20 protein-coding genes and 1 pseudogene are annotated in these 19,068 nt (G+C 69.7%); 8 read left to right on the top strand and 13 right to left on the bottom strand.

Going from position 1 to position 19,068, the window contains the following annotated elements:
* Nucleotides 1-19: 19 nt before the first annotated feature.
* Nucleotides 20-538: pseudogene (locus CCN72_RS14115) on the top strand (response regulator transcription factor); the annotation flags it as partial.
* Between the two features lie 84 nt (nt 539-622).
* On the opposite strand, the gene CCN72_RS14110 reads toward CCN72_RS14115, so the two are convergent.
* Together CCN72_RS14110 and CCN72_RS14105 are read right to left on the bottom strand one after the other, a co-directional pair.
* Nucleotides 623-922 carry a hypothetical protein gene (locus CCN72_RS14110; RefSeq protein ID WP_085565127.1) on the bottom strand — a complete coding sequence of 100 codons (300 nt, stop codon included), beginning with the start codon at nt 920-922 and terminating at the stop codon, nt 623-625.
* Nucleotides 923-942: 20 nt separating this feature from the next.
* Complete coding sequence (locus tag CCN72_RS14105; RefSeq protein ID WP_037653766.1) at nt 943-2,637, bottom strand: sodium:solute symporter family protein; 1,695 nt, start codon at nt 2,635-2,637, stop codon at nt 943-945.
* Nucleotides 2,638-2,795: 158 nt separating this feature from the next.
* Here CCN72_RS14105 and galT point away from each other — a divergent pair, with 158 nt between their 5' ends.
* From galT to galK, 3 genes are read left to right on the top strand one after another with little or no spacing between them, the layout of a single operon-like run.
* Nucleotides 2,796-3,857 carry a galactose-1-phosphate uridylyltransferase gene (gene galT / locus CCN72_RS14100; protein WP_086807829.1) on the top strand — a complete coding sequence of 354 codons (1,062 nt, stop codon included), beginning with the start codon at nt 2,796-2,798 and terminating at the stop codon, nt 3,855-3,857.
* Nucleotides 3,854-4,816 (top strand): UDP-glucose 4-epimerase GalE, encoded by a 963-nt coding sequence (gene galE, locus CCN72_RS14095; RefSeq protein WP_086807828.1) that lies wholly within the window; start codon nt 3,854-3,856, stop codon nt 4,814-4,816. The genes galT and galE overlap by 4 nt, the downstream gene beginning before the upstream one ends.
* Nucleotides 4,816-5,970 carry a galactokinase gene (galK, locus tag CCN72_RS14090; RefSeq protein WP_086807827.1) on the top strand — a complete coding sequence of 385 codons (1,155 nt, stop codon included), beginning with the start codon at nt 4,816-4,818 and terminating at the stop codon, nt 5,968-5,970. Before galE ends, galK begins: the two co-directional genes overlap by 1 nt.
* Nucleotides 5,971-5,972: 2 nt before the next feature.
* Here the strand turns inward: galK and CCN72_RS14085 are convergent, their stop codons facing one another.
* Nucleotides 5,973-6,416, bottom strand: a complete 444-nt coding sequence (locus tag CCN72_RS14085; RefSeq protein WP_086807830.1) for a GNAT family N-acetyltransferase — start codon at nt 6,414-6,416, stop codon at nt 5,973-5,975.
* A 119-nt stretch (nt 6,417-6,535) separates the two neighbouring features.
* On the opposite strand from CCN72_RS14085, the gene CCN72_RS14080 reads away from it, so the two are divergent.
* A complete protein-coding gene (locus CCN72_RS14080) occupies nt 6,536-7,303 on the top strand; it encodes a LuxR C-terminal-related transcriptional regulator (RefSeq protein WP_085565122.1) in 768 nt (255 codons plus the stop codon).
* Here the strand turns inward: CCN72_RS14080 and tamR are convergent.
* Complete coding sequence (tamR, locus tag CCN72_RS14075; RefSeq protein ID WP_086807825.1) at nt 7,262-7,759, bottom strand: MarR family transcriptional regulator TamR; 498 nt, start codon at nt 7,757-7,759, stop codon at nt 7,262-7,264. The genes CCN72_RS14080 and tamR overlap by 42 nt on opposite strands.
* A 103-nt stretch (nt 7,760-7,862) precedes the next feature.
* On the opposite strand from tamR, the gene CCN72_RS14070 reads away from it, so the two are divergent.
* Both CCN72_RS14070 and CCN72_RS14065 read left to right on the top strand, forming a co-directional pair.
* The gene (locus CCN72_RS14070; protein ID WP_086807824.1) at nt 7,863-8,675 is read left to right on the top strand and encodes a trans-aconitate 2-methyltransferase; all 813 of its coding nucleotides are present in this window, start codon (nt 7,863-7,865) and stop codon (nt 8,673-8,675) included.
* A gap of 2 nt (nt 8,676-8,677) precedes the next feature.
* A complete protein-coding gene (locus tag CCN72_RS14065) occupies nt 8,678-9,058 on the top strand; it encodes a VOC family protein (protein ID WP_086807823.1) in 381 nt (126 codons plus the stop codon).
* On the opposite strand, the gene CCN72_RS14060 is transcribed toward CCN72_RS14065, so the two are convergent.
* From CCN72_RS14060 to CCN72_RS14045, 4 genes are all read right to left on the bottom strand, one after another.
* Nucleotides 9,033-9,281 carry a type II toxin-antitoxin system RelE family toxin gene (locus CCN72_RS14060; RefSeq protein WP_086807822.1) on the bottom strand — a complete coding sequence of 83 codons (249 nt, stop codon included), beginning with the start codon at nt 9,279-9,281 and terminating at the stop codon, nt 9,033-9,035. The genes CCN72_RS14065 and CCN72_RS14060 overlap by 26 nt on opposite strands.
* Nucleotides 9,278-9,532, bottom strand: coding sequence for a type II toxin-antitoxin system Phd/YefM family antitoxin (locus CCN72_RS14055; RefSeq protein ID WP_086807821.1), 255 nt, complete (start codon nt 9,530-9,532; stop codon nt 9,278-9,280). Before CCN72_RS14055 ends, CCN72_RS14060 begins: the two co-directional genes overlap by 4 nt.
* A 61-nt stretch (nt 9,533-9,593) precedes the next feature.
* Nucleotides 9,594-10,277, bottom strand: coding sequence for a TetR/AcrR family transcriptional regulator (locus tag CCN72_RS14050; RefSeq protein WP_085565118.1), 684 nt, complete (start codon nt 10,275-10,277; stop codon nt 9,594-9,596).
* Complete coding sequence (locus CCN72_RS14045; RefSeq protein WP_086807820.1) at nt 10,274-11,281, bottom strand: acyl-CoA desaturase; 1,008 nt, start codon at nt 11,279-11,281, stop codon at nt 10,274-10,276. The genes CCN72_RS14050 and CCN72_RS14045 overlap by 4 nt, the downstream gene beginning before the upstream one ends.
* A gap of 305 nt (nt 11,282-11,586) precedes the next feature.
* Here CCN72_RS14045 and ppc point away from each other — a divergent pair, with 305 nt between their 5' ends.
* On the top strand, nt 11,587-14,319 hold the full coding sequence (ppc, locus tag CCN72_RS14040) for a phosphoenolpyruvate carboxylase (RefSeq protein WP_086807819.1): 2,733 nt from the start codon (nt 11,587-11,589) through the stop codon (nt 14,317-14,319).
* Between the two features lie 65 nt (nt 14,320-14,384).
* Here ppc and CCN72_RS14035 read toward each other — a convergent pair whose 3' ends face one another.
* The 5 genes from CCN72_RS14035 to glmU all read right to left on the bottom strand — a co-directional run bounded on the left by CCN72_RS14035 (nt 14,385) and on the right by glmU (nt 19,007).
* Complete coding sequence (locus CCN72_RS14035) at nt 14,385-14,894, bottom strand: hypothetical protein (RefSeq protein WP_086807818.1); 510 nt, start codon at nt 14,892-14,894, stop codon at nt 14,385-14,387.
* Between the two features lie 52 nt (nt 14,895-14,946).
* Nucleotides 14,947-15,549 carry an aminoacyl-tRNA hydrolase gene (pth, locus tag CCN72_RS14030; protein ID WP_086807817.1) on the bottom strand — a complete coding sequence of 201 codons (603 nt, stop codon included), beginning with the start codon at nt 15,547-15,549 and terminating at the stop codon, nt 14,947-14,949.
* 75 nt (nt 15,550-15,624) lie between these two features.
* Nucleotides 15,625-16,224 (bottom strand): 50S ribosomal protein L25/general stress protein Ctc, encoded by a 600-nt coding sequence (locus CCN72_RS14025; RefSeq protein WP_085565113.1) that lies wholly within the window; start codon nt 16,222-16,224, stop codon nt 15,625-15,627.
* 198 nt (nt 16,225-16,422) lie between these two features.
* Complete coding sequence (locus CCN72_RS14020; RefSeq protein WP_037653747.1) at nt 16,423-17,403, bottom strand: ribose-phosphate diphosphokinase; 981 nt, start codon at nt 17,401-17,403, stop codon at nt 16,423-16,425.
* Between the two features lie 155 nt (nt 17,404-17,558).
* Complete coding sequence (glmU, locus tag CCN72_RS14015) at nt 17,559-19,007, bottom strand: bifunctional UDP-N-acetylglucosamine diphosphorylase/glucosamine-1-phosphate N-acetyltransferase GlmU (RefSeq protein WP_086807816.1); 1,449 nt, start codon at nt 19,005-19,007, stop codon at nt 17,559-17,561.
* Nucleotides 19,008-19,068: the final 61 nt, after the last annotated feature.

The following is a 19,068-nucleotide window of genomic DNA, read 5'->3' as shown; positions in this document are numbered from 1 at the left end:
GGACTGGGGGGGTTTCTCAATGGGAGTACGGCTCATGGTCGTGGACGACCATCGCCTGCTCGCGGAGGCACTGGCATCGGCGCTGAAACTGCGCGGGCACCGGGTGCTCGCCTCGGCCGCGCCCGCCGCGGGCGCCGCCGATCTGGTGATCGCGCGGGCGCCCGAGGTGTGCCTGCTGGGTACGGCCGCCCCGGCCGAGCCGGGCGCCTTCGACCCGGTGGCCAAGATCAAGCGGGAGCGGCCGCAGGTGGCGGTCGTGGTGCTGGGCCCGGTGCCCTCGCCGCNNGGCCTTCTCCAGGAGGCGTTCGAGGAGCTGCTGAACCCCGCCGCCCAGCCCGACGACGAGGCCCAGCGCCTGCTCGGCGTCCTGACCCCGCGCGAGGTCGAGGTCCTGGTCCGCGTCGCCGACGGCGAGGACACCCGGGTCATCGCCTCCGGTATGCACATAGCCCCGAGCACGGCCCGCACCCATGTGCAGCGGGTGCTGATGAAGCTGGGTGTGGGGTCACGTCTGGAAGCGGCGGCGCTGGCCGCGCGCNNNGCGCCCCGTCAGGGGCGCGGGGAACTGCGCGATCAGCCACGACGCGGCCGCACCCGGCGGACGGGCCGCCCCCCGATGGCGCTAGTCCTCCTGCTGAGGCGCCGCAGGCCGGAGTTTCAGCCAGACCAGGAAGAAGACGCCCAGCGCCAGCATCCCGATCCCGGTCCACAGGTTGATGTTGACCCCCTGCGCCTTGTCGATCGCGGACTGCGAGTCCGTGATGCCGGTGATGGTGACGATCACGCCGTAGACCACGAAGAGCCCGCCGATGATGCGCCGCAGATCGAAGATGCGGGACGCCGTCGCCGACTTGGTCTCCAGCTCGGTGACCTCGCGCGCGATCTCGCCCTCGGTGTAATGGTGTTCGGAGTTCTCGGACATGTTCCCTCGATCCTCCCGCGTCAGAACGAGAACGGGATGTAGCAGAGTGCGGCCAGCACGACCGCGCCCCAGCCCAGCAGTGCCGGCTTGCGGTACCACGCGTCGTCACCGGGGGCCGGCGGCTCGGACATCCCCGGCGACCGGGTGCCGTAGACCAGGCCCTGGAGCTCCCGCGCGGGCTTCGGCTCGGTGAACAGCGTCACCAGGACCATCACGACCGCGCCGGCGAGGAACCCGGCGATCGCCGAGACGAAGTTGGCGCCCTGGTCGGAGGGGATGGAGATGATCCCCCTCTTGTAGAGCACGAAGTAGTTGACCATCGCGGTGACGGTGCCCGCGAGCAGGCCCCAGAAGCCGGACTTGACCGACGCCCGCTTCCAGAACATGCCGATGATGAAGACGACGAACATCGGCACGTTGAAGAAGGAGAACAGCGTCTGGAGGTAGGACATGATGTTCGAGAACGACGACGCGAGGAACGCCGTGCCGACCGAGGCGCAGACGCCGATCACGGTGATCCAGCGGCCGAAGCGGACGTAGTACGCGTCCTCCCGCCCGCGCACCACGTACTTCGCCCAGATGTCCGTGGTGAACACGGTGTTGAAGGACGACACGTTGGCCGCCATGCCGGCCATGAACGCGGCGAGCAGACCGGTGACCGCGATGCCGAGCACACCGTTGGGCAGCAGTTCCTGCATCAGGTAGGGGATGGCGTCGTTGTACTGGAGGCCGGAGGCGCTGGTGCCGATGTTGGGCACGAGCGCGGCCGCGACCAGGCCCGGGATCATCACCAGGAAGACGATGAAGATCTTCGGGTACGCGGCGATCAGCGGTGTGCGCTGCCCGGCCGAGAGGTTCTTGGCGGACAGGGCGCGCTGGACCTCGGCGAAGTTGGTGGTCCAGTAGCCGAAGGAGAGCACGAAACCGAGGCCGAGCACGATCGTCAGCCAGTTCGCGCCGAGCGGGTTGGTGCTGCCGATCCCGGTGCCGCCCCACGCGGTGGTGAAGTTGTGCCCGTGGGTCTCGGCGAGCTTGTGGGTCAGTCCGCCCCAGCCGCCGACCTTGCGCAGCCCGAGGATGGTGATCGGGATGAGCGCGGCCAGGATCACGAAGAACTGGAGCACCTCGTTGTAGATCGCCGAGGACAGACCGCCCAGGGTGATGTACGCGAGGACGAAGGCGCCGGCGACCACGATGGCCACCCACTGGGGCCAGCCCAGCAGGGCCTCGACCACGATCGCGAGGGCGTACAGGTTGACGCCGGCGATCAGGATCGCGGCGAAGGCGAACAGGATCGAACTGAGCAGATGGGCTGCCTTGTCGAAGCGCAGCAGCAGGAACTCGGGGACCGAGCGGACCTTGCTGCCGTAGTAGAAGGGCATCATCACCAGGCCGAGGAAGACCATGGCGGGGATGGCGCCGATCCAGTACCAGTGCACGGTGTAGGCGCCGTACTGGGCGCTGTTGGCGGCCATGCCGAGGATCTCGGTGGCCGCCAGGTTCGCCGAGATGAAGGCGAGGCCGGTGATCCAGGCGGGCAGCGAGCGTCCGGACAGGAAGAAGTCGAGGCTGGTCTTGACCGAGCGGCGGGCGGCGAAACCGATCCCGAGCACGACGACGAAGTAGATCGCCAGGATCGTGTAGTCCAGCCAGTTGGTCGGGAGCCGTAGCCCCGCCGCCGCCAGATACGTGTGCGCGTATGTGGGGGTTTGCATAAGAACTCGCTTCGTTGCGCGAACTGATCAGAGCGGAACCTACGCCTGTGTATTTAGAAAATGAACACTTCTGATGGTGATCTTTGTTCGATTGTGATGATCTGATTCTGTGTCGGGTTGTGGTTTGTTATGTTTGATTCTGTTGAGAGGAGTCCGGCGTGAAGAAGACCCCGACCCTGCTGGCCGACGGTCGCGAGCTGATCTACTACGACCTGCGGGACGACACCGTGCGCGACGCCGTCGACCGCCGCCCGCTGGACCGCACGGCCACCACCTCCGAGATCCGCCGCGATCCGCTGCTCGGGGACCGGGTCGCCGTCGCCTCCCACCGGCAGGGCCGCACCTACCACCCGCCGGCCGATCAGTGCCCGCTGTGCCCGACCGAGGGCGAGCGGCTCAGTGAGATCCCGGACTCCTCGTACGACGTCGTCGTCTTCGAGAACCGCTTCCCCTCGCTCGCCGGTGACTTTGGCCGCTGCGAGGTCGTCTGCTTCACCTCCGACCACGACGCCTCCTTCGCCGATCTGACCCCCGAGCAGGGGCGCCTGGTGCTGGACGCGTGGACCGACCGCACGGCGGAGCTGTCGCAGCTGCCCTGTGTCGAGCAGGTGTTCTGCTTCGAGAACCGCGGCGCCGAGATCGGTGTGACCCTCGGTCACCCGCACGGACAGATCTACGCCTACCCCTTCACCACCCCGCGCACCGCGCTGATGCTCCGCTCGCTCGCCGACCACAAGGCGGCCCACGCGGGGGAGAACCTCTTCGACGCCGTCCTGGAGCGTGAACTCGCCGCCGAACGGGTCGTCCTGGCGGGTGAACACTGGGTGGCCTTCGTGCCGTACGCGGCGCACTGGCCGTACGAGGTCCACCTGTACCCCAGGCGCCGCGTCCCCGATCTGCTCGCCCTGGACGAGGCGGCGCGCACAGAGTTCCCCCAGGTGTATCTGGAACTCTTGAGGCGATTCGACCGGATCTTCGGGACCGGCGAGCCGCCGACGCCGTACATCTCCGCCTGGCACCAGGCGCCGTTCGGGGCGCTCACCGGCTTCGACGGGGTGACACGGGAGGACTTCGCGCTCCATCTGGAGCTTTTCACCATCCGCCGCACTCCCGGCAAGCTGAAGTTTCTCGCGGGTTCCGAGTCCGGCATGAACGTGTTCATCAACGACGTGCCGCCGGAACGCGCGGCCGAGCGACTGCGAGAGGTAGCGACTTCATGAAGTACCTGGTGACGGGTGGCGCGGGATACGTCGGCGGCGTGGTGGCCCAGCATCTGCTGGAGGCCGGACACGAGGTCACCGTCCTCGACAACCTCTCCACCGGCTTCCGCGCGGGTGTCCCGGCCGGCGCCGCCTTCATCGAGGGCGACATCCGCGACGCCGCCAAGTGGCTCGACGCCTCGTACCACGGCGTGCTGCACTTCGCCGCGTTCTCCCAGGTCGGCGAGTCCGTGGTGAAGCCCGAGAAGTACTGGGACAACAATGTCGCCGGCACCCTCGCCCTGCTCGGCGCGATGCGTGAGGCGGGCGTGCGCACCCTCGTCTTCTCCTCCACGGCCGCCACCTACGGCGAGCCCGAGCAGGTCCCGATCACCGAGAGCGCCCCGACCCGCCCGACCAACCCCTACGGCGCGTCCAAGCTCGCCGTCGACCACATGATCACCAGTGAGGCCAACGCCCACGGCCTCGCCGCGGTCTCGCTGCGCTACTTCAACGTGGCGGGCGCGTACGGCGCGTACGGCGAGCGCCATGACCCCGAGTCGCACCTCATCCCGCTGGTCCTCCAGGTCGCCCAGGGCCGCCGCGACGCCATCTCCGTCTACGGCGACGACTACCCGACGCCCGACGGCACCTGTGTGCGCGACTACATCCATGTGGCCGACCTCGCCGACGCGCACCTGCTGGCGCTGACGGCCGCACGCCCCGGCGAGCACCTGATCTGCAACCTCGGCAACGGCAACGGGTTCTCCGTCCGAGAGGTGATCGAGACCGTCCGCGAGGTCACCGGGCACCCGATCCCCGAGGTCGTCGCGCCACGCCGGGGCGGCGACCCGGCCGTCCTGGTCGCCGCCGCGGACACCGCCCGCGAGAAGCTGGGCTGGAACCCGACCCGCGCGGACCTCGCGGGCATCGTCGCGGACGCCTGGGAGTTCGCGCAGCAGCTGTCCAAGGAGGACTAGTGGGGGCACAGCAGGTCGCCGAGCGCTTCGCCGAGTTGTACGGAGCGCGTCCGCAGGGAGTGTGGGCGGCGCCGGGACGGGTCAACCTGATCGGCGAGCACACCGACTACAACGACGGCTTCGTCATGCCGTTCGCCCTGCCCCACCAGGCGGTCGCGGCGGTCTCCCGCCGGGACGACGGCCTGCTGCGCCTGCATTCGGCGGACATGGCAGGAGGCGTCGTGGAACTGCGCCTCGATACGCTCGCACCGGGCGGCGACCCCGCGTGGACGGCGTACCCGGCGGGCGTCGTCTGGGCCCTGCGCGAGGCGGGCCACCCGGTCACCGGCGCGGACATCCACCTCTCCTCGACCGTGCCCACCGGCGCAGGACTGTCCTCCTCCGCCGCCCTGGAGGTCGTGATCGCCCTCGCGCTGCGCGATCTGTACGGCCTCGACCTCGCCCGGTGGCGGCTCGCCCGGCTGTGCCAGCGCGCCGAGAACGTCTACGTCGGCGCGCCGACCGGGATCATGGACCAGACCGCGGCCGCGTGCTGCGAGCCGGGCCACGCGCTCTTCCTCGACACCCGCGACCTGTCCCAGCGGCAGATCCCCTTCGACCTCGCGGCCGAGGGCCTGCGCCTCCTCGTGGTCGACACCCAGGTCAAGCACGCGCACAGCGGCGGCGAGTACGGCAAACGCCGGGCCGGCTGCGAGAAGGGCGCGGCCCTGCTCGGCGTCACCGCCCTGCGCGACATCGCCTACGCCGACCTGGACGCGGCGCTGGCCCGGCTGGGCGAGGAGGAGGAGATCCGCCGTCTGGTCCGCCATGTCGTCACGGAGGACGAGCGCGTCGAACGCACGGTCGCCCTGCTGCGCGCCGGTACCCCCCGCGCCATCGGCCCGATCCTCACCGAGGGCCACGCCTCGCTGCGCGACGACTTCCGCATCTCCTGCCCGGAACTTGACCTGGTCGTGGAGACGGCCCTCGCCCACGGCGCGCTGGGCGCCCGTATGACCGGCGGCGGCTTCGGCGGTTCGGCCATCGTCCTCACCGACACGGCCGACGTCCCCTCCCTGACCGAGGCCCTGGAAACGGCCTTCGCCGCGGCGCAGCTCAAGGCTCCCCGGGTGTTCGAGGCGGTGCCGTCGGCGGGGGCGCGGCGCCTGGTCTGACGTCAGCGCAGCCGCTTCACCAGCGTGTACTCCGTGATCCCCGGCGGATAGTCGGGGATCTCGCACACCACCTCGTAACCCTGTCTGCGGTAGAAGGCCGGGGCCTGGAAGTCCCAGGTCTCCAGGCGGGCGGCGGTGCAGGCGCGGTCGGTGCCGGCGAGGTGCTCGGCGCGGGCCAGGAGGCGGGAGCCGAGGCCCGTGCCGCGGTGGGCGGCGTCCACCCAGAGATAGGTGACGTGCAGCCAGGCGGTCCAGGTGTGGCCCACCAGACCACCCGCGAGAGCGCCGGCGGGATCGAGGGCCCAGACGTGCAGGGGGACTTCGCGTTCGGCGGGGGTGCCGCGCAGGGCCGCGAGGACCGGGGAGGCCGCCGTGTTGGTGTCCAGCAGCCGGTTGCGGAGCAGTTCCTGTCGTGCCTTGTCGACTTCCGCCTCGATACGAAACATGCGGCACACCATAAACGCGCCGGACGGCCAGTTCTGTAAATCTCCTTCCGCTGCGTGCCGGTATCCGTACGCTGAGATACCAGCGACCGGTTGGGGGCCGGTGCCGTTCAGGGGGTTCTGTGGTTCGTATCCGAGTCCTGGTCGTGGACGACCACCGCATCTTCGCCGAGTCGCTCGCCGCCGCCCTGGCCGCCGAGCCCGATGTCGAGGTCGCCGCCGCAGGCAGCGGCCCGGCCGCACTGCGCTGTCTGGAGCGGGCCGTCGCCGAGGGTCGCCGCTACGACGTCCTGCTCGTGGACGCCGACCTGGGCGGCAGGCCGACCGGCGGCCGCTCGCCGGTGCCCGTGCGGGACGCGGAGGAAGAGGGACTGGTCGACGGGCTCTCGCTGGTCGCGGGGGTGCGCGCCGCCCAGCCCGCCGTACGCACCGTGGTCCTCGCCGGGAAGGACGACCCGCGCCGCGCCGCCCTCGCGCTCGGCGCCGGTGCCTGCGGCTGGGTCGCCAAGGACTGCTCGCTGTCGCGGCTGCTCGCGGTGATCCGGGGCGTGCTGCGCGACGAGACGCATCTGCCGCCCGCCCTGCTGACCGGCGTGCTCAAGGAGCTGACCGCCGCCCGCAGACATCGCAGCGAGAGCGAACGCCTGGTGGAGTCCCTCACGCCGAGGGAACGCGAGGTGCTGCGCTGCATGGTCGCGGGCCTGGGCCGCAAGGCCGTCGCCGAGCGGTTGTACCTCTCCCCGCACACCGTCCGCACCCATATGCAGAACGTCCTCGGCAAACTCGGCGTCCACTCCACCCTGGCCGCCGTCGCCCTCGCCCGCCGGGCCGGGGTGGGCCCGGTGGACCTAACCGGGAACGTTGTCGAACGGGGCGGTCAACTGGCGTAGCAGGCCCGCCAGTTCCGCCCGCTGCGCCTGGGACAGCTCACCGAGGATGGCCCGCTCCTGCGCCAGCAGCCCCGCGAGGGACTGGTCGGCGCGGTCCCGGCCGGTGTCGGTCAGCCGCACCAGCACACCGCGCCGGTCGCTCGGGTCGGGGAGCCGCTCGACCAGGCCCTTCTTCGCCAGGCGGTCGATCCGGTTGGTCATGGTGCCGGAGGTGACCAGGGTCTGGGTCAGCAGCTGCCCGGGGGAGAGCTGGTACGGCGTGCCCGCGCGCCGCAGCGCGGTCAGCACGTCGAACTCCCAGGGCTCCAGCTGGTGTTCCGAGAACGCGAGCCGACGGGCGCGGTCCAGGTGCCGGGCGAGCCGGCTCACCCGGCTGAGTACTTCCAGCGGCTCCACGTCGAGGTCCGGGCGCTCCCGGCGCCATGCTGCGACCAGCCGATCGACCTCGTCCTCCATGAGATCAGTGTAGTGGTTGTGTCGACGTGAAGTCTCTTGGAATCGAGTATCTTTTACTCAAGTATCTTGACGTCGAGATACATAGGGCGGGAAGGTGGACGGCATGACGACACCGACCTGGGACCCCGGCCAGTACCTCCGGCACGCAGGGCACCGCGCCCGCCCCTTCGCCGACCTCCTCAGCCGCGTCCCCGACCTGCCCGGCACCCCGCCCCGCATCGCCGACCTCGGCTGCGGCCCCGGCAATGTCACCGCGAGCCTCGCCGGGCGCTGGCCCACCGCGCACATCACCGGCTACGACAACTCGCCCGAGATGCTGGACGCGGCCCACACCGGGCACGAGGGCCCCACCCCCGGCGGCGGCCGGCTGGACTTCGCCCGCGCCGACGCCCGCACCTGGGCGCCCGGGGAGACGTACGACCTGATCGTCTCCAACGCCACCCTCCAGTGGGTGCCGGGGCATCTCGACCGGTTCGCCGACTGGATCGGGGCCCTCGCGCCCGGCGGGACCTTCGCCTTCCAGGTGCCGGACAACGTCGACGCCCCGCAGCACGTCCTCATGCGCGAACTGGCCGCCGCCCCGCGCTGGCGCGACCGGCTCGCCGGGGTCCTGCGCCGCACCGACTCCGTGCACACCCCCGGCACCTATCTGGACCGCCTCGCCCGCCTCGGCTGCGCCACCGACGTCTGGCGGACGACGTACCTGCACGTCCTGGAGGGCGAGGACCCGGTCCTGGACTGGGTGAAGGGCACCGGGCTGCGGCCCGTCCTGACCGTGCTCGCCGACGACCCCGAGGCGCGGGACGCGTTCCTCGCCGAATACCGCGATCTGCTGCGCGCGGCCTATCCGCGGGCGCCCTACGGCACCGTGCTGCCCTTCCGCCGTCTGTTCGCCGTCGCCGTGAAGGGGGCCTGACCGTGCTGGTGGCCCTCGATCACGTACAGCTCGCGGCGCCGCCCGGATCGGAGGACGCGCTGCGCTCGTACTACGTCGATGTCCTCGGCATGACCGAGGTCGCCAAACCGCCGGTGCTCGCGGCCCGCGGCGGCTGCTGGTTCGAGGCCGGCCCCGTCCGCCTCCACCTCGGCGTCGACCCCGCCTTCCACCCCGCGAAGAAGGCCCACCCGGGCCTCCGGGTCCGCGACATCGAGTCCTACGCCGCCCGGCTCACCACCCGCGGCGCCCCTGTGACCTGGGACGACAACCTCCCCGGCCACCTCCGCTTCTACTCCGAGGACCCGGTCGGCAACCGGCTGGAGTTCCTGGAACCGGTCAGACGGTCCGGCCGAGGTGGGTGACCAGGATGTGGATCACCGCGTCATCGATGACGTAGAGGACGCGGTAGGCGTCGACGCGAAGGCGACGGATATCCGGGCCGTACGCCGCCGATGCCACCGGCCGCGGATTGTGCGCCAGCTCGTCGATTGCGTTCAGTACCTTGGCGAGCCCCGCGGGGTCGTCCTCCAGGAACCGTGTCGCGGCATTGAGGGCGTGCGGTTCGAAGATGATCTCGTAGGTCACGGCTTTTCGAGCCCCAGTCGCCTGCGCACCTCTGCCATCGGGATGCCCTCGCCCAGCGTCCCCTCCGCCTTGCGTCGCTGGTAGTCGGCGACCGCCAAGGCGTCCTCGAGGTCCTCTATCACCTGTGGCGATACGAGGAGCGCGGCCACATGCCCGTGATCGGTCAGGGCGATGGTCTCGCGACTGTGCGCAGCGCGACGAACGAGGTCGCCGAGCTGGGAACGAGCGGAACTGATCGCGATCTGAGTCATGCGGCCATCATTCCACAAGGTGCACTCAAGTGACCACTAGTGTCACCTTTTCCAGTGAGCCTCAGCTCTTCCGATGACCTATCAGCCGCGGTCGCTGCTCCAGGCCGTCCAGGCCGTGCCAGGCCAGGTTCACCAGATGTGCGGCCACCTCCGCCTTCTTCGGGCGGCGTACGTCCAGCCACCACTGGCCGGTCAGGGCGACCATGCCGACCAGGGCCTGGGCGTAGAGGGGGGCGAGTTTGGGGTCGAAGCCGCGGGACTTGAACTCGCGGCCCAGGATGTCCTCCACCTGCGTGGCGATGTCGGAGATCAGCGACGCGAAGGACCCCGTCGACTGCGGGATCGGCGAATCGCGCACGAGGATACGGAAACCGTCCGTGTACTCCTCGATGTAGTCGAGCAGCGCGAACGCCGCCTGCTCGCACAGCTCACGCGGATGGCCGGCCGTCAGCGACCCGGTCACCATGTCGAGCAGGCGCCGCATCTCACGGTCGACCACCACCGCGTACAGCCCCTCTTTGCCGCCGAAGTGCTCGTACACCACCGGTTTGGAGACCCCGGCCTTCGCCGCGATCTCCTCCACCGAGGTGCCCTCGAACCCCTTCGCCGCGAAGAGCGTGCGACCGATCTCCAGCAACTGCTGGCGGCGCTCGGCACCGGTCATACGGGTCCGGCGGGTCCGCCGCTGCTTGTCTTTGTCAGTTCCTGGACTGCTGCTGGAATCGGTCGCCACGGCGTCAATCATGCCGCCTCAGCGGCCTCCTTCCGGCGCCGGGAGCCGCCATCCGCGTCGTTACGGCGCGAATCGATACGCGAGCGTGACGGCCAGCGCACGTCGTACGCCCAGCCCAGCCGCTCGAAGATCCGGATGAACCGGGCCGAGGAGTCGAGCTGCCCGCGCATCACCCCGTGCCGCGCCGACGTCGGGTCGGCATGGTGCAGGTTGTGCCAGGACTCGCCGCAGGACAGCACCGCCAGCCACCACACATTGCCCGAGCGGTCCCGTGACTTGAACGGCCGCTTGCCCACCGCGTGACAGATCGAGTTGATCGACCACGTCACATGATGCAGCAGCGCCACCCGCACGAGTGAACCCCAGAAGAACCCGGTGAACGCGCCCCACCAGGACATCGTCACCAGGCCACCGATCAGCGCGGGCAGCATCAGGGACAGCGCCGTCCACAGCACGAACTGCCGGGAGATCGCCCGCAGCGCCGGGTCCTTGACCAGATCCGGCGCGTACTTCTCCTGCGAGGTCTGCTCCTCGTCGAACATCCAGGCGATATGCGCCCACCACAGTCCCTTGAGCAGCGCCGGAACCGTCTCGCCGTACTTCCACGGGGAGTGCGGATCGCCTTCCGCGTCGGAGAACTTGTGATGCTTGCGGTGATCGGCCACCCAGCGCACCAGCGGCCCCTCCACCGCCAGCGACCCCATGATCGCCAGCGCGATCCGCAGCGGCCGCTTCGCCTTGAACGAACCGTGGGTGAAATAGCGGTGGAAACCGATGGTGATGCCGTGGCACCCCAGGTAGTAGAAGAACACCAGCAGGCCCACATCGAGCCAGCTCACCCCCCAGCCCCAGGCCAGCGGCACCGCGGCCACCAGCGCCAGGAACGGAACGGTGATGAACAGCAGCAGCGTGATCTGCTCGATCGACCGCTTCTTCTCACCGCCCAGCGTGGCCAGCGGAGGGGAAGTGTCGGTGGCCTTACGGGCTTCGTCGATCACATCGGAATGTGAGGTCATGCGCGTCCCCTGTGGGGTCGAGGGTCGGGGGTGGGTGTGCCGGGCCGGCGAAACCGGACGCGGGGAGTCCGTACGTCCCTACGGTTCCGTAACCTACGGCAACGTAAGTATGGCAGTGAGTCGAGCGGCGGCAAGAGCCCTGAGAGCCTGCGCGTCCCCATCGACACCTATCCTTGGAATCGGTCGGACAGCGCGGTCCGCTGAAGTTTCCTTCCCGGACGCTCCGGCCCGTATGCGGCACAGGCCGCGCGGCAGACGGCCGGGTACCTCCCCGAGACGCTTCAACACTGCAAGGAGCCGCACCTGTGAGCAGTGCCGACGACCAGACCACCACGACGAGCACCGAGCTGCGCGCCGACATCCGCCGCCTGGGTGATCTCCTCGGCGAGACCCTCGTACGGCAGGAGGGCCCCGAACTCCTCGAACTGGTCGAGAAGGTCCGCCGCCTCACCCGCGAGGACGGAGAGGCCGCCGCCGAGCTGCTGCGCGGCACCGAACTGGAGACCGCCGCCAAGCTCGTCCGCGCCTTCTCCACCTACTTCCACCTCGCCAACATCACCGAACAGGTGCACCGAGGCCGCGAACTGCGCGCCAGGCGCGCCGCCGAGGGCGGCCTCATCGCCCGTACGGCCGACCGCCTCAAGGACGCCGACCCCGAACACCTGCGGTCCACCGTCCACCACCTCAACGTCCGGCCCGTCTTCACGGCGCACCCCACCGAGGCCGCCCGCCGGTCCGTCCTCAACAAGCTCCGGCGCATCGCGGCCCTCCTGGACACCCCCGTCCTGGACTCCGACCGCCGCCGCCACGATATCCGCCTCGCCGAGAACATCGACCTGGTGTGGCAGACCGACGAACTGCGCGTCGTCCGCCCCGAACCCGCCGACGAGGCCCGCAACGCCATCTACTACCTGGACGAACTCCACGCCGACGCCGTCGGCGACGTCCTGGAGGACCTCACCGCCGAACTGGAGCGCGTCGGCGTCCACCTGCCCGACGACACCCGCCCCCTCACCTTCGGCACCTGGATCGGCGGCGACCGCGACGGCAACCCCAACGTCACCCCCCAGGTCACCTGGGACGTCCTCATCCTCCAGCACGAACACGGCATCAACGACGCCCTGGAGATGATCGACGAACTGCGCGGACTCCTCTCCAACTCCATCCGCTACACCGGAGCCACCGAGGAACTCCTCGACTCCCTGCGCACCGACCTCGACCGGCTGCCCGAGATCAGCCCCCGCTACAAGCGCCTCAACGCCGAGGAGCCCTACCGCCTCAAGGCCACCTGCATCCGGCAGAAGCTGGAGAACACCAAGCAGCGCCTCGCCAAGGGCACCGCCCACGAGGACGGCCGCGACTACCTCGGCACCGCCGAACTCCTCGCCGACCTGCGCCTCATCCAGGAATCCCTGCGCCGCCACCGCGGCGCCCTGTTCGCCGACGGCCGGCTCGCCCGCACCATCCGCACCCTCGCCGCCTTCGGCCTCCAGCTCGCCACCATGGACGTCCGCGAACACGCCGACGCCCACCACCACGCCCTCGGCCAGCTCTTCGACCGGCTCGGCGAGGAATCCTGGCGCTACGCCGACATGCCCCGCGAGTACCGCACCAAGCTCCTCGCCAAGGAACTGCGCTCCCGCCGGCCGCTCGCCCCCAGCCCGGCCCCCGTCGACGCCGCCGGCGCCAAGACCCTCGGCGTCTTCAGCACCGTCAAGAAGGCCCTCGACGTCTTCGGACCCGAGGTCATCGAGTCCTACATCATCTCCATGTGCCAGGGCGCCGACGACGTCTTCGCCGCCGCCGTCCTCGCCCGCGAGGCCGGACTCATCGACCTGCACGCCGGCTGGGCCAAGATCGGCATCGTCCCCCTCCTGGAGACCACCGACGAACTGCGCGCCGCCGACACCATCCTGGAGGACATGCTCTCCGACCCGTCCTACCGGCGCCTGGTCGCGCTGCGCGGCGACGTCCAGGAGGTCATGCTCGGCTACTCCGACTCCTCCAAGTTCGGCGGCATCACCACCAGCCAGTGGGAGATCCACCGCGCACAGCGCCGGCTGCGCGACGTCGCCCACCGCTACGGCGTGCGCCTGCGCCTCTTCCACGGCCGCGGCGGCACCGTCGGCCGCGGCGGCGGCCCCTCCCACGACGCCATCCTCGCCCAGCCCTGGGGCACCCTCGAAGGCGAGATCAAGGTCACCGAACAGGGCGAGGTCATCTCCGACAAGTACCTGATCCCGTCCCTGGCCCGGGAGAACCTGGAACTGACGGTCGCCGCCACCCTCCAGGCCTCCGCCCTGCACACCGCGCCCCGCCAGTCCGACGAGGCCCTCGCCCGCTGGGACGCGGCCATGGACGTCGTCTCCGACGCCGCCCACGCCGCCTACCGCGAACTCGTCGAGGACCCCGACCTGCCGACGTACTTCCTCGCCTCCACACCGGTCGACCAGCTCGCCGACCTGCACCTGGGCTCACGCCCCTCCCGCCGCCCCGGCTCCGGCGTCTCCCTCGACGGACTGCGCGCCATCCCCTGGGTGTTCGGCTGGACCCAGTCCCGGCAGATCGTCCCCGGCTGGTTCGGCGTCGGCTCCGGCCTCAAGGCCCTGCGCGAGGCGGGCCTGGACGGCGTCCTCGACGAGATGCACGAACAGTGGCACTTCTTCCGCAACTTCATCTCCAACGTCGAGATGACCCTCGCCAAGACCGACCTGCGGATCGCCCAGCACTACGTCGACACCCTCGTCCCCGACGAACTCAAGCACGTGTTCGACACCATCAAGGCCGAACACGAACTCACCGTCCGCGAGGTCCTGCGCATCACCGGCGGCACCGAACTCCTCGACGCCCAGCCCGTCCTCAAGCAGACCTTCACCATCCGCGACGCCTACCTGGACCCCATCTCCTACCTCCAGGTCGCCCTGCTCAAGCGCCAGCGCGACGAGGCCGCCACCGGCGGCGAACCCGACCCGCTGCTCTCCCGCGCCCTGCTCCTCACCGTCAACGGCGTGGCGGCGGGCCTGCGCAACACCGGCTGACCGACAGCCGGGACAAAGGTGCCCCCGAGGTCGTACGACCCCGGGGGCACCCCCATGTCAGGGCCTCACTGCACCGCGATGAACGCCGCCGTCAGCAGACCCACGCCCGCGAGCCCCAGCCCCCACGCCACCCGCCGCAGCCGCATCCCGCCCGCGACCACCACCGAGGCCAGCAGCAACGCGCCGCCCAGCGGCACCCAGGCGTACAGGATCCCCGCCGGACCCGAACGCAGCGCGTCCGCACCACCCGGCTTCAGCACCACGTCGTACGTCCGCCCCTTGCGCACCGCGACCGCCTCCGCGATCTCCACCCGCGCACGGGCCCGCGCCCCCGCCGACGTCGGCGAGAACGCCCCACTGCACGTACCGTCCGCACACGCGGTCACCTTCACCGTGCCCTGCTCGCGGCCCTTGGTCAGCAGCACATGCTGGGCGTTCCCCCAGGAACCCCACACCCCGGCGAACACGATCAACGCGGCGATCGCACCCATCGTCGCGACCCGCCCGAACCGCAACGCGGACACGGACGCCTGACGGGCGGAACGGCTGGCGGTGGGGGGCATGGCCGGGATCATTGGCCATACCCCTGCGACCGGTCAACTCGGCCCGGCGGCAAAGCCGTACAAGTCAGGAGTTGTACGTGCCCTGCGCCCGCTCCAGGCCCTCGGTCACCAGAGCCTCCACCGCGTCCGCCGCACGGTCCACGAAGTAGTCCAGCTCCTTGCGCTCACCGGACGAGAAGTCCTTCAGCACGAAGTCCGCCACCTGCATACGGCCCGGCGGACGACCGATCCCGAACCGGACCCGGTGATACTCCGCGCCCATCGCCTTCGTCATCGACTTCAGACCGTTGTGCCCGTTGTCACCGCCGCCCAGCTTCAGCCGCAGCGTGCCGTAGTCGATGTCCAGCTCGTCGTGCACGGCCACGATGTTCGCCACCGGCACCTTGTAGAAGTCCTTCAGCGCGTTCACCGGGCCACCGGACAGATTCATGTACGACATCGGCTTCGCCAGGATCACCCGGCGATTACCCGGACCCGCGGGACCGATCCGGCCCTCCAGGACCTGCGCCTGCGCCTTCCCCGCCCGCTTGAACTTCCCCCCGATCCGCCGCGCGAGCAGGTCCACCACCATGAAACCGACGTTGTGCCGGTTCATCGCGTACTCCGGCCCGGGATTCCCGAGCCCGACAACCAACCAGGGGTCACTGGCGGGGGTGGTCACGTCCATGTCTCCTTGATACGCGCCAGCCGCCGCTCCCCGTGCGGGAGAGCGGCGGCTGAACAGATGATGACGGGGCGAGGATCAGGCCTCGGCGGCCTCGTCGCCCTCGGCCGCGGCCTCTTCGCCCTCGGTCTCCTCGGCCTGGGCCTGGAGAACCTGGAGAACGACGGCGTCCTCCTCGACGGCCAGCGAGACACCGCTGGGGAGCTTGATGTCCTTGGCGTGGATGGAGGCACCGGCCTCCAGGCCCTCCACGGAGACGGTGACCGACTCCGGGATGTGCGTGGCCTCGGCCTCGACCGGCAGCGCGGACAGGACGTGCTCCAGCAGGTTGCCACCCGGGGCCAGCTCGCCCTCGGTGTGCACCGGGATCTCGACGTTGACCTTCTCGCCGCGCTTGACCAGCAGCAGGTCGACGTGCTCCAGGAAGCCCTTCAGCGGGTCGCGCACGACCGACTTCGGGATCGCCAGCTCGTTGGACTTGCCGTCGATGTCCAGGGAGATCAGGACGTTCGGCGTACGCAGCGCCAGCAGCAGCTCGTGGCCCGGCAGGGTCAGGTGCACCGGGTCGGAACCGTGGCCGTACAGGACACCCGGAACCTTGTTCTCACGGCGGATGCGGCGGGCCGCACCCTTGCCGAACTCGGTGCGGGACTCGGCGGCGATCTTCACCTCGGACATGTGAATCACTCCTCGTAGTACTAGGAACGGACGTGGTCACCCGGCCACGAACGGCCTGCTACGAAGAGCGCGTCGATAACGGACCGCCGTACGCACGCGTACGGCCTCCCTCGCCGAGCAACTCCAGAAGCTTACCCGGACCCGGAGGCCGCACCAAAAGGATCTTCAGCTAGCCGAGGCGGCCGGCCTGAAGAAACCTCACTGCTCGTCGAAGAGGCTGGTCACCGAACCATCCTCGAACACCTCACGCACCGCACGCGCGATCGTCGGAGCGATCGACAGCACCGTGATCTTGTCCTGCTCACGACCCAGCTCCGCCGGCGTCGGCAGCGTGTTCGTGAACACGAACTCGCTCACCCGGGAGTTCTTCAGCCGGTCCGCCGCCGGACCCGACAGCACACCGTGCGTCGCCGTCACGATGACATCCTCCGCACCATGCGCGAACAACGCGTCCGCGGCCGCGCAGATCGTGCCACCGGTGTCGATCATGTCGTCCACCAGCACACAGACCCGGCCCTTGACCTCACCCACGACCTCGTGGACGGTCACCTGGTTCGCCACGTCCTTGTCACGCCGCTTGTGCACGATCGCCAGCGGCGCGCCCAGCCGGTCGCACCAACGGTCCGCCACCCGCACCCGGCCCGCGTCCGGCGACACCACCGTCAGCTTGTTCCGGTCCACCTGCTCGCCCACGTAGTCCGCCAGCAGCGGCAGCGCGAAGAGGTGATCCACCGGACCGTCGAAGAAGCCCTGGATCTGATCCGTGTGCAGATCCACGGTCAGAATCCGGTCGGCACCCGCCGTCTTCATCAGATCCGCGATCAGACGCGCCGAGATCGGTTCACGACCCCGGTGCTTCTTGTCCTGACGGGCGTAACCGTAGAACGGCACGATCACCGTGATGGAGCGGGCCGACGCACGCTTCAACGCGTCGATCATGATCAACTGCTCCATGATCCACTTGTTGATCGGAGCCGTGTGGCTCTGGATCAGGAAGCAGTCCGCACCACGGGCCGACTCCTGATAGCGAACGTAGATCTCACCGTTGGCGAAATCGAAGGCCTTCGTCGGGACGACCCCGACACCCAGCTGCTGGGCGACCTCCTCGGCAAGCTCGGGGTGGGCGCGGCCGGAGAAGAACATCATCTTCTTCTCGCCGGTCGTCTTGATCCCGGTCACAGCACTGTCTCCTCAGAGGTTGTCTCAACCCAGCCGACGTCTCGACCGGCCTCCCGTCCGAGCGTGAGAGGCCGAATCAGCTGGTAGGGGTGCGGGTGCACACGTGCGGATGTGCACTTATCACGGTACGCCGACTTTGACGCACCCGTTTCCGGTCAGTCCTCGCCACCGACCTGCCGGGAGGCATCCTCAGCAGCCTTCGCCGCCGCACTCCCCGGCCTCTTACGAGCCACCCAGCCCTCGATATTCCGCTGCTGACCACGGGCCACGGCCAGCGAACCGGGCGGCACATCCTTCGTGATCACGGACCCGGCGGCGGTGTACGCACCGTCCCCGACCGTGACAGGCGCCACAAACATGTTGTCCGAACCCGTACGGCAATGCGACCCGATCGTCGTGTGGTGCTTGTCCTGCCCGTCATAGTTGACGAACACACTCGCCGCACCGATGTTCGTGTGCTCACCGATCGTCGCATCACCCACGTACGACAGATGCGGCACCTTCGTGCCCTCACCGATCCGCGCGTTCTTCGTCTCGACGTACGTCCCGATCTTGCCCTTCGCACCGAGCCGCGTCCCAGGCCGCAGATACGCGTACGGCCCCACGCTCGCCCCCGCACCCACCACGGCCCCGTCCGACACGGTGTTGTCCACCCGCGCCCCCGCGCCCACCTTGGTGTCCTTCAGCCGGCTGTTGGGGCCGACCTCTGCGCCCTCCGCGAGATGCGTGGCACCGGTCAGCTGCGTACCCGGGTGCACCACCGCGTCCCGCTCGAACGTCACGGTCACATCCACCCACGTGGTCGCCGGGTCCACCACGGTGACACCGTCCAGCATCGCCAGCGTCAGCAACCGGTCGTTCAGAATCCGGCGCGCCTGAGCCAGCTGCACCCGGTTGTTGATCCCCGCGATCTCCCGGTGATCACCCGCCACCGACGCCCCGACCCGGTGCCCGGCCTCGCGCAGGATCCCCAGCACATCGGTCAGGTACTCCTCACCCTGGCTGTTGTTCTTGCGCACCTTCGTCAGCGCGTCCGCCAGCAGCCGGCCGTCGAAAGCGAACACCCCGCTGTTGATCTCCCGGATCGCCCGCTGCTCCGCGCTCGCGTCCTTGTGCTCCACGATCGCGGTCACCGCGCCCGACGCCGCGTCCCGCACGATCCGGCCGTACCCGGTGGCGTCCGGGACCTCGGCGGTCAGCACGGTCACGGCGTTGCCGTCGGCGTGATGGGTCTCGGCGAGGCCGCGCAGCGTCTCGGCGGTCAGCAGCGGGGTGTCGCCGCAGACCACGACGACGGTGCCGGTCACGGTCCCGCCCAGCTCCTCCAGGCCCATCCGTACGGCGTGTCCGGTGCCGTTCTGCTGCTCCTGCACGGCGGTGCGGGCGGCCGGGTCGGTCTCCGTCAGATGCGCGGTGACCTGCTCACGGGCGTGGCCGACGACGACGACCAGGCTCTCGGGCTTCAACTCGCGGGCGGCGGCGAGCACATGGCCCACGAGGGAGCGGCCGCAGATCTGGTGCAGCACCTTGGGTGTGGCCGACTTCATACGGGTGCCCTCACCCGCTGCGAGAACGACGACGGCTGCCGGGCGGATGGCACTCACGGTTTGCCCTTCGGCTCTGAGGGTGGGGAACAGCCGCAGGATACCGGGGCGGGGTTTGGGG

The sequence above is a fragment of the Streptomyces murinus genome, from assembly GCF_002154555.1.
GTDB classification, from domain to species: Bacteria; Actinomycetota; Actinomycetes; order Streptomycetales; family Streptomycetaceae; genus Streptomyces; species Streptomyces murinus.
This window is presented reverse-complemented; position numbering and strand designations above follow the sequence as displayed.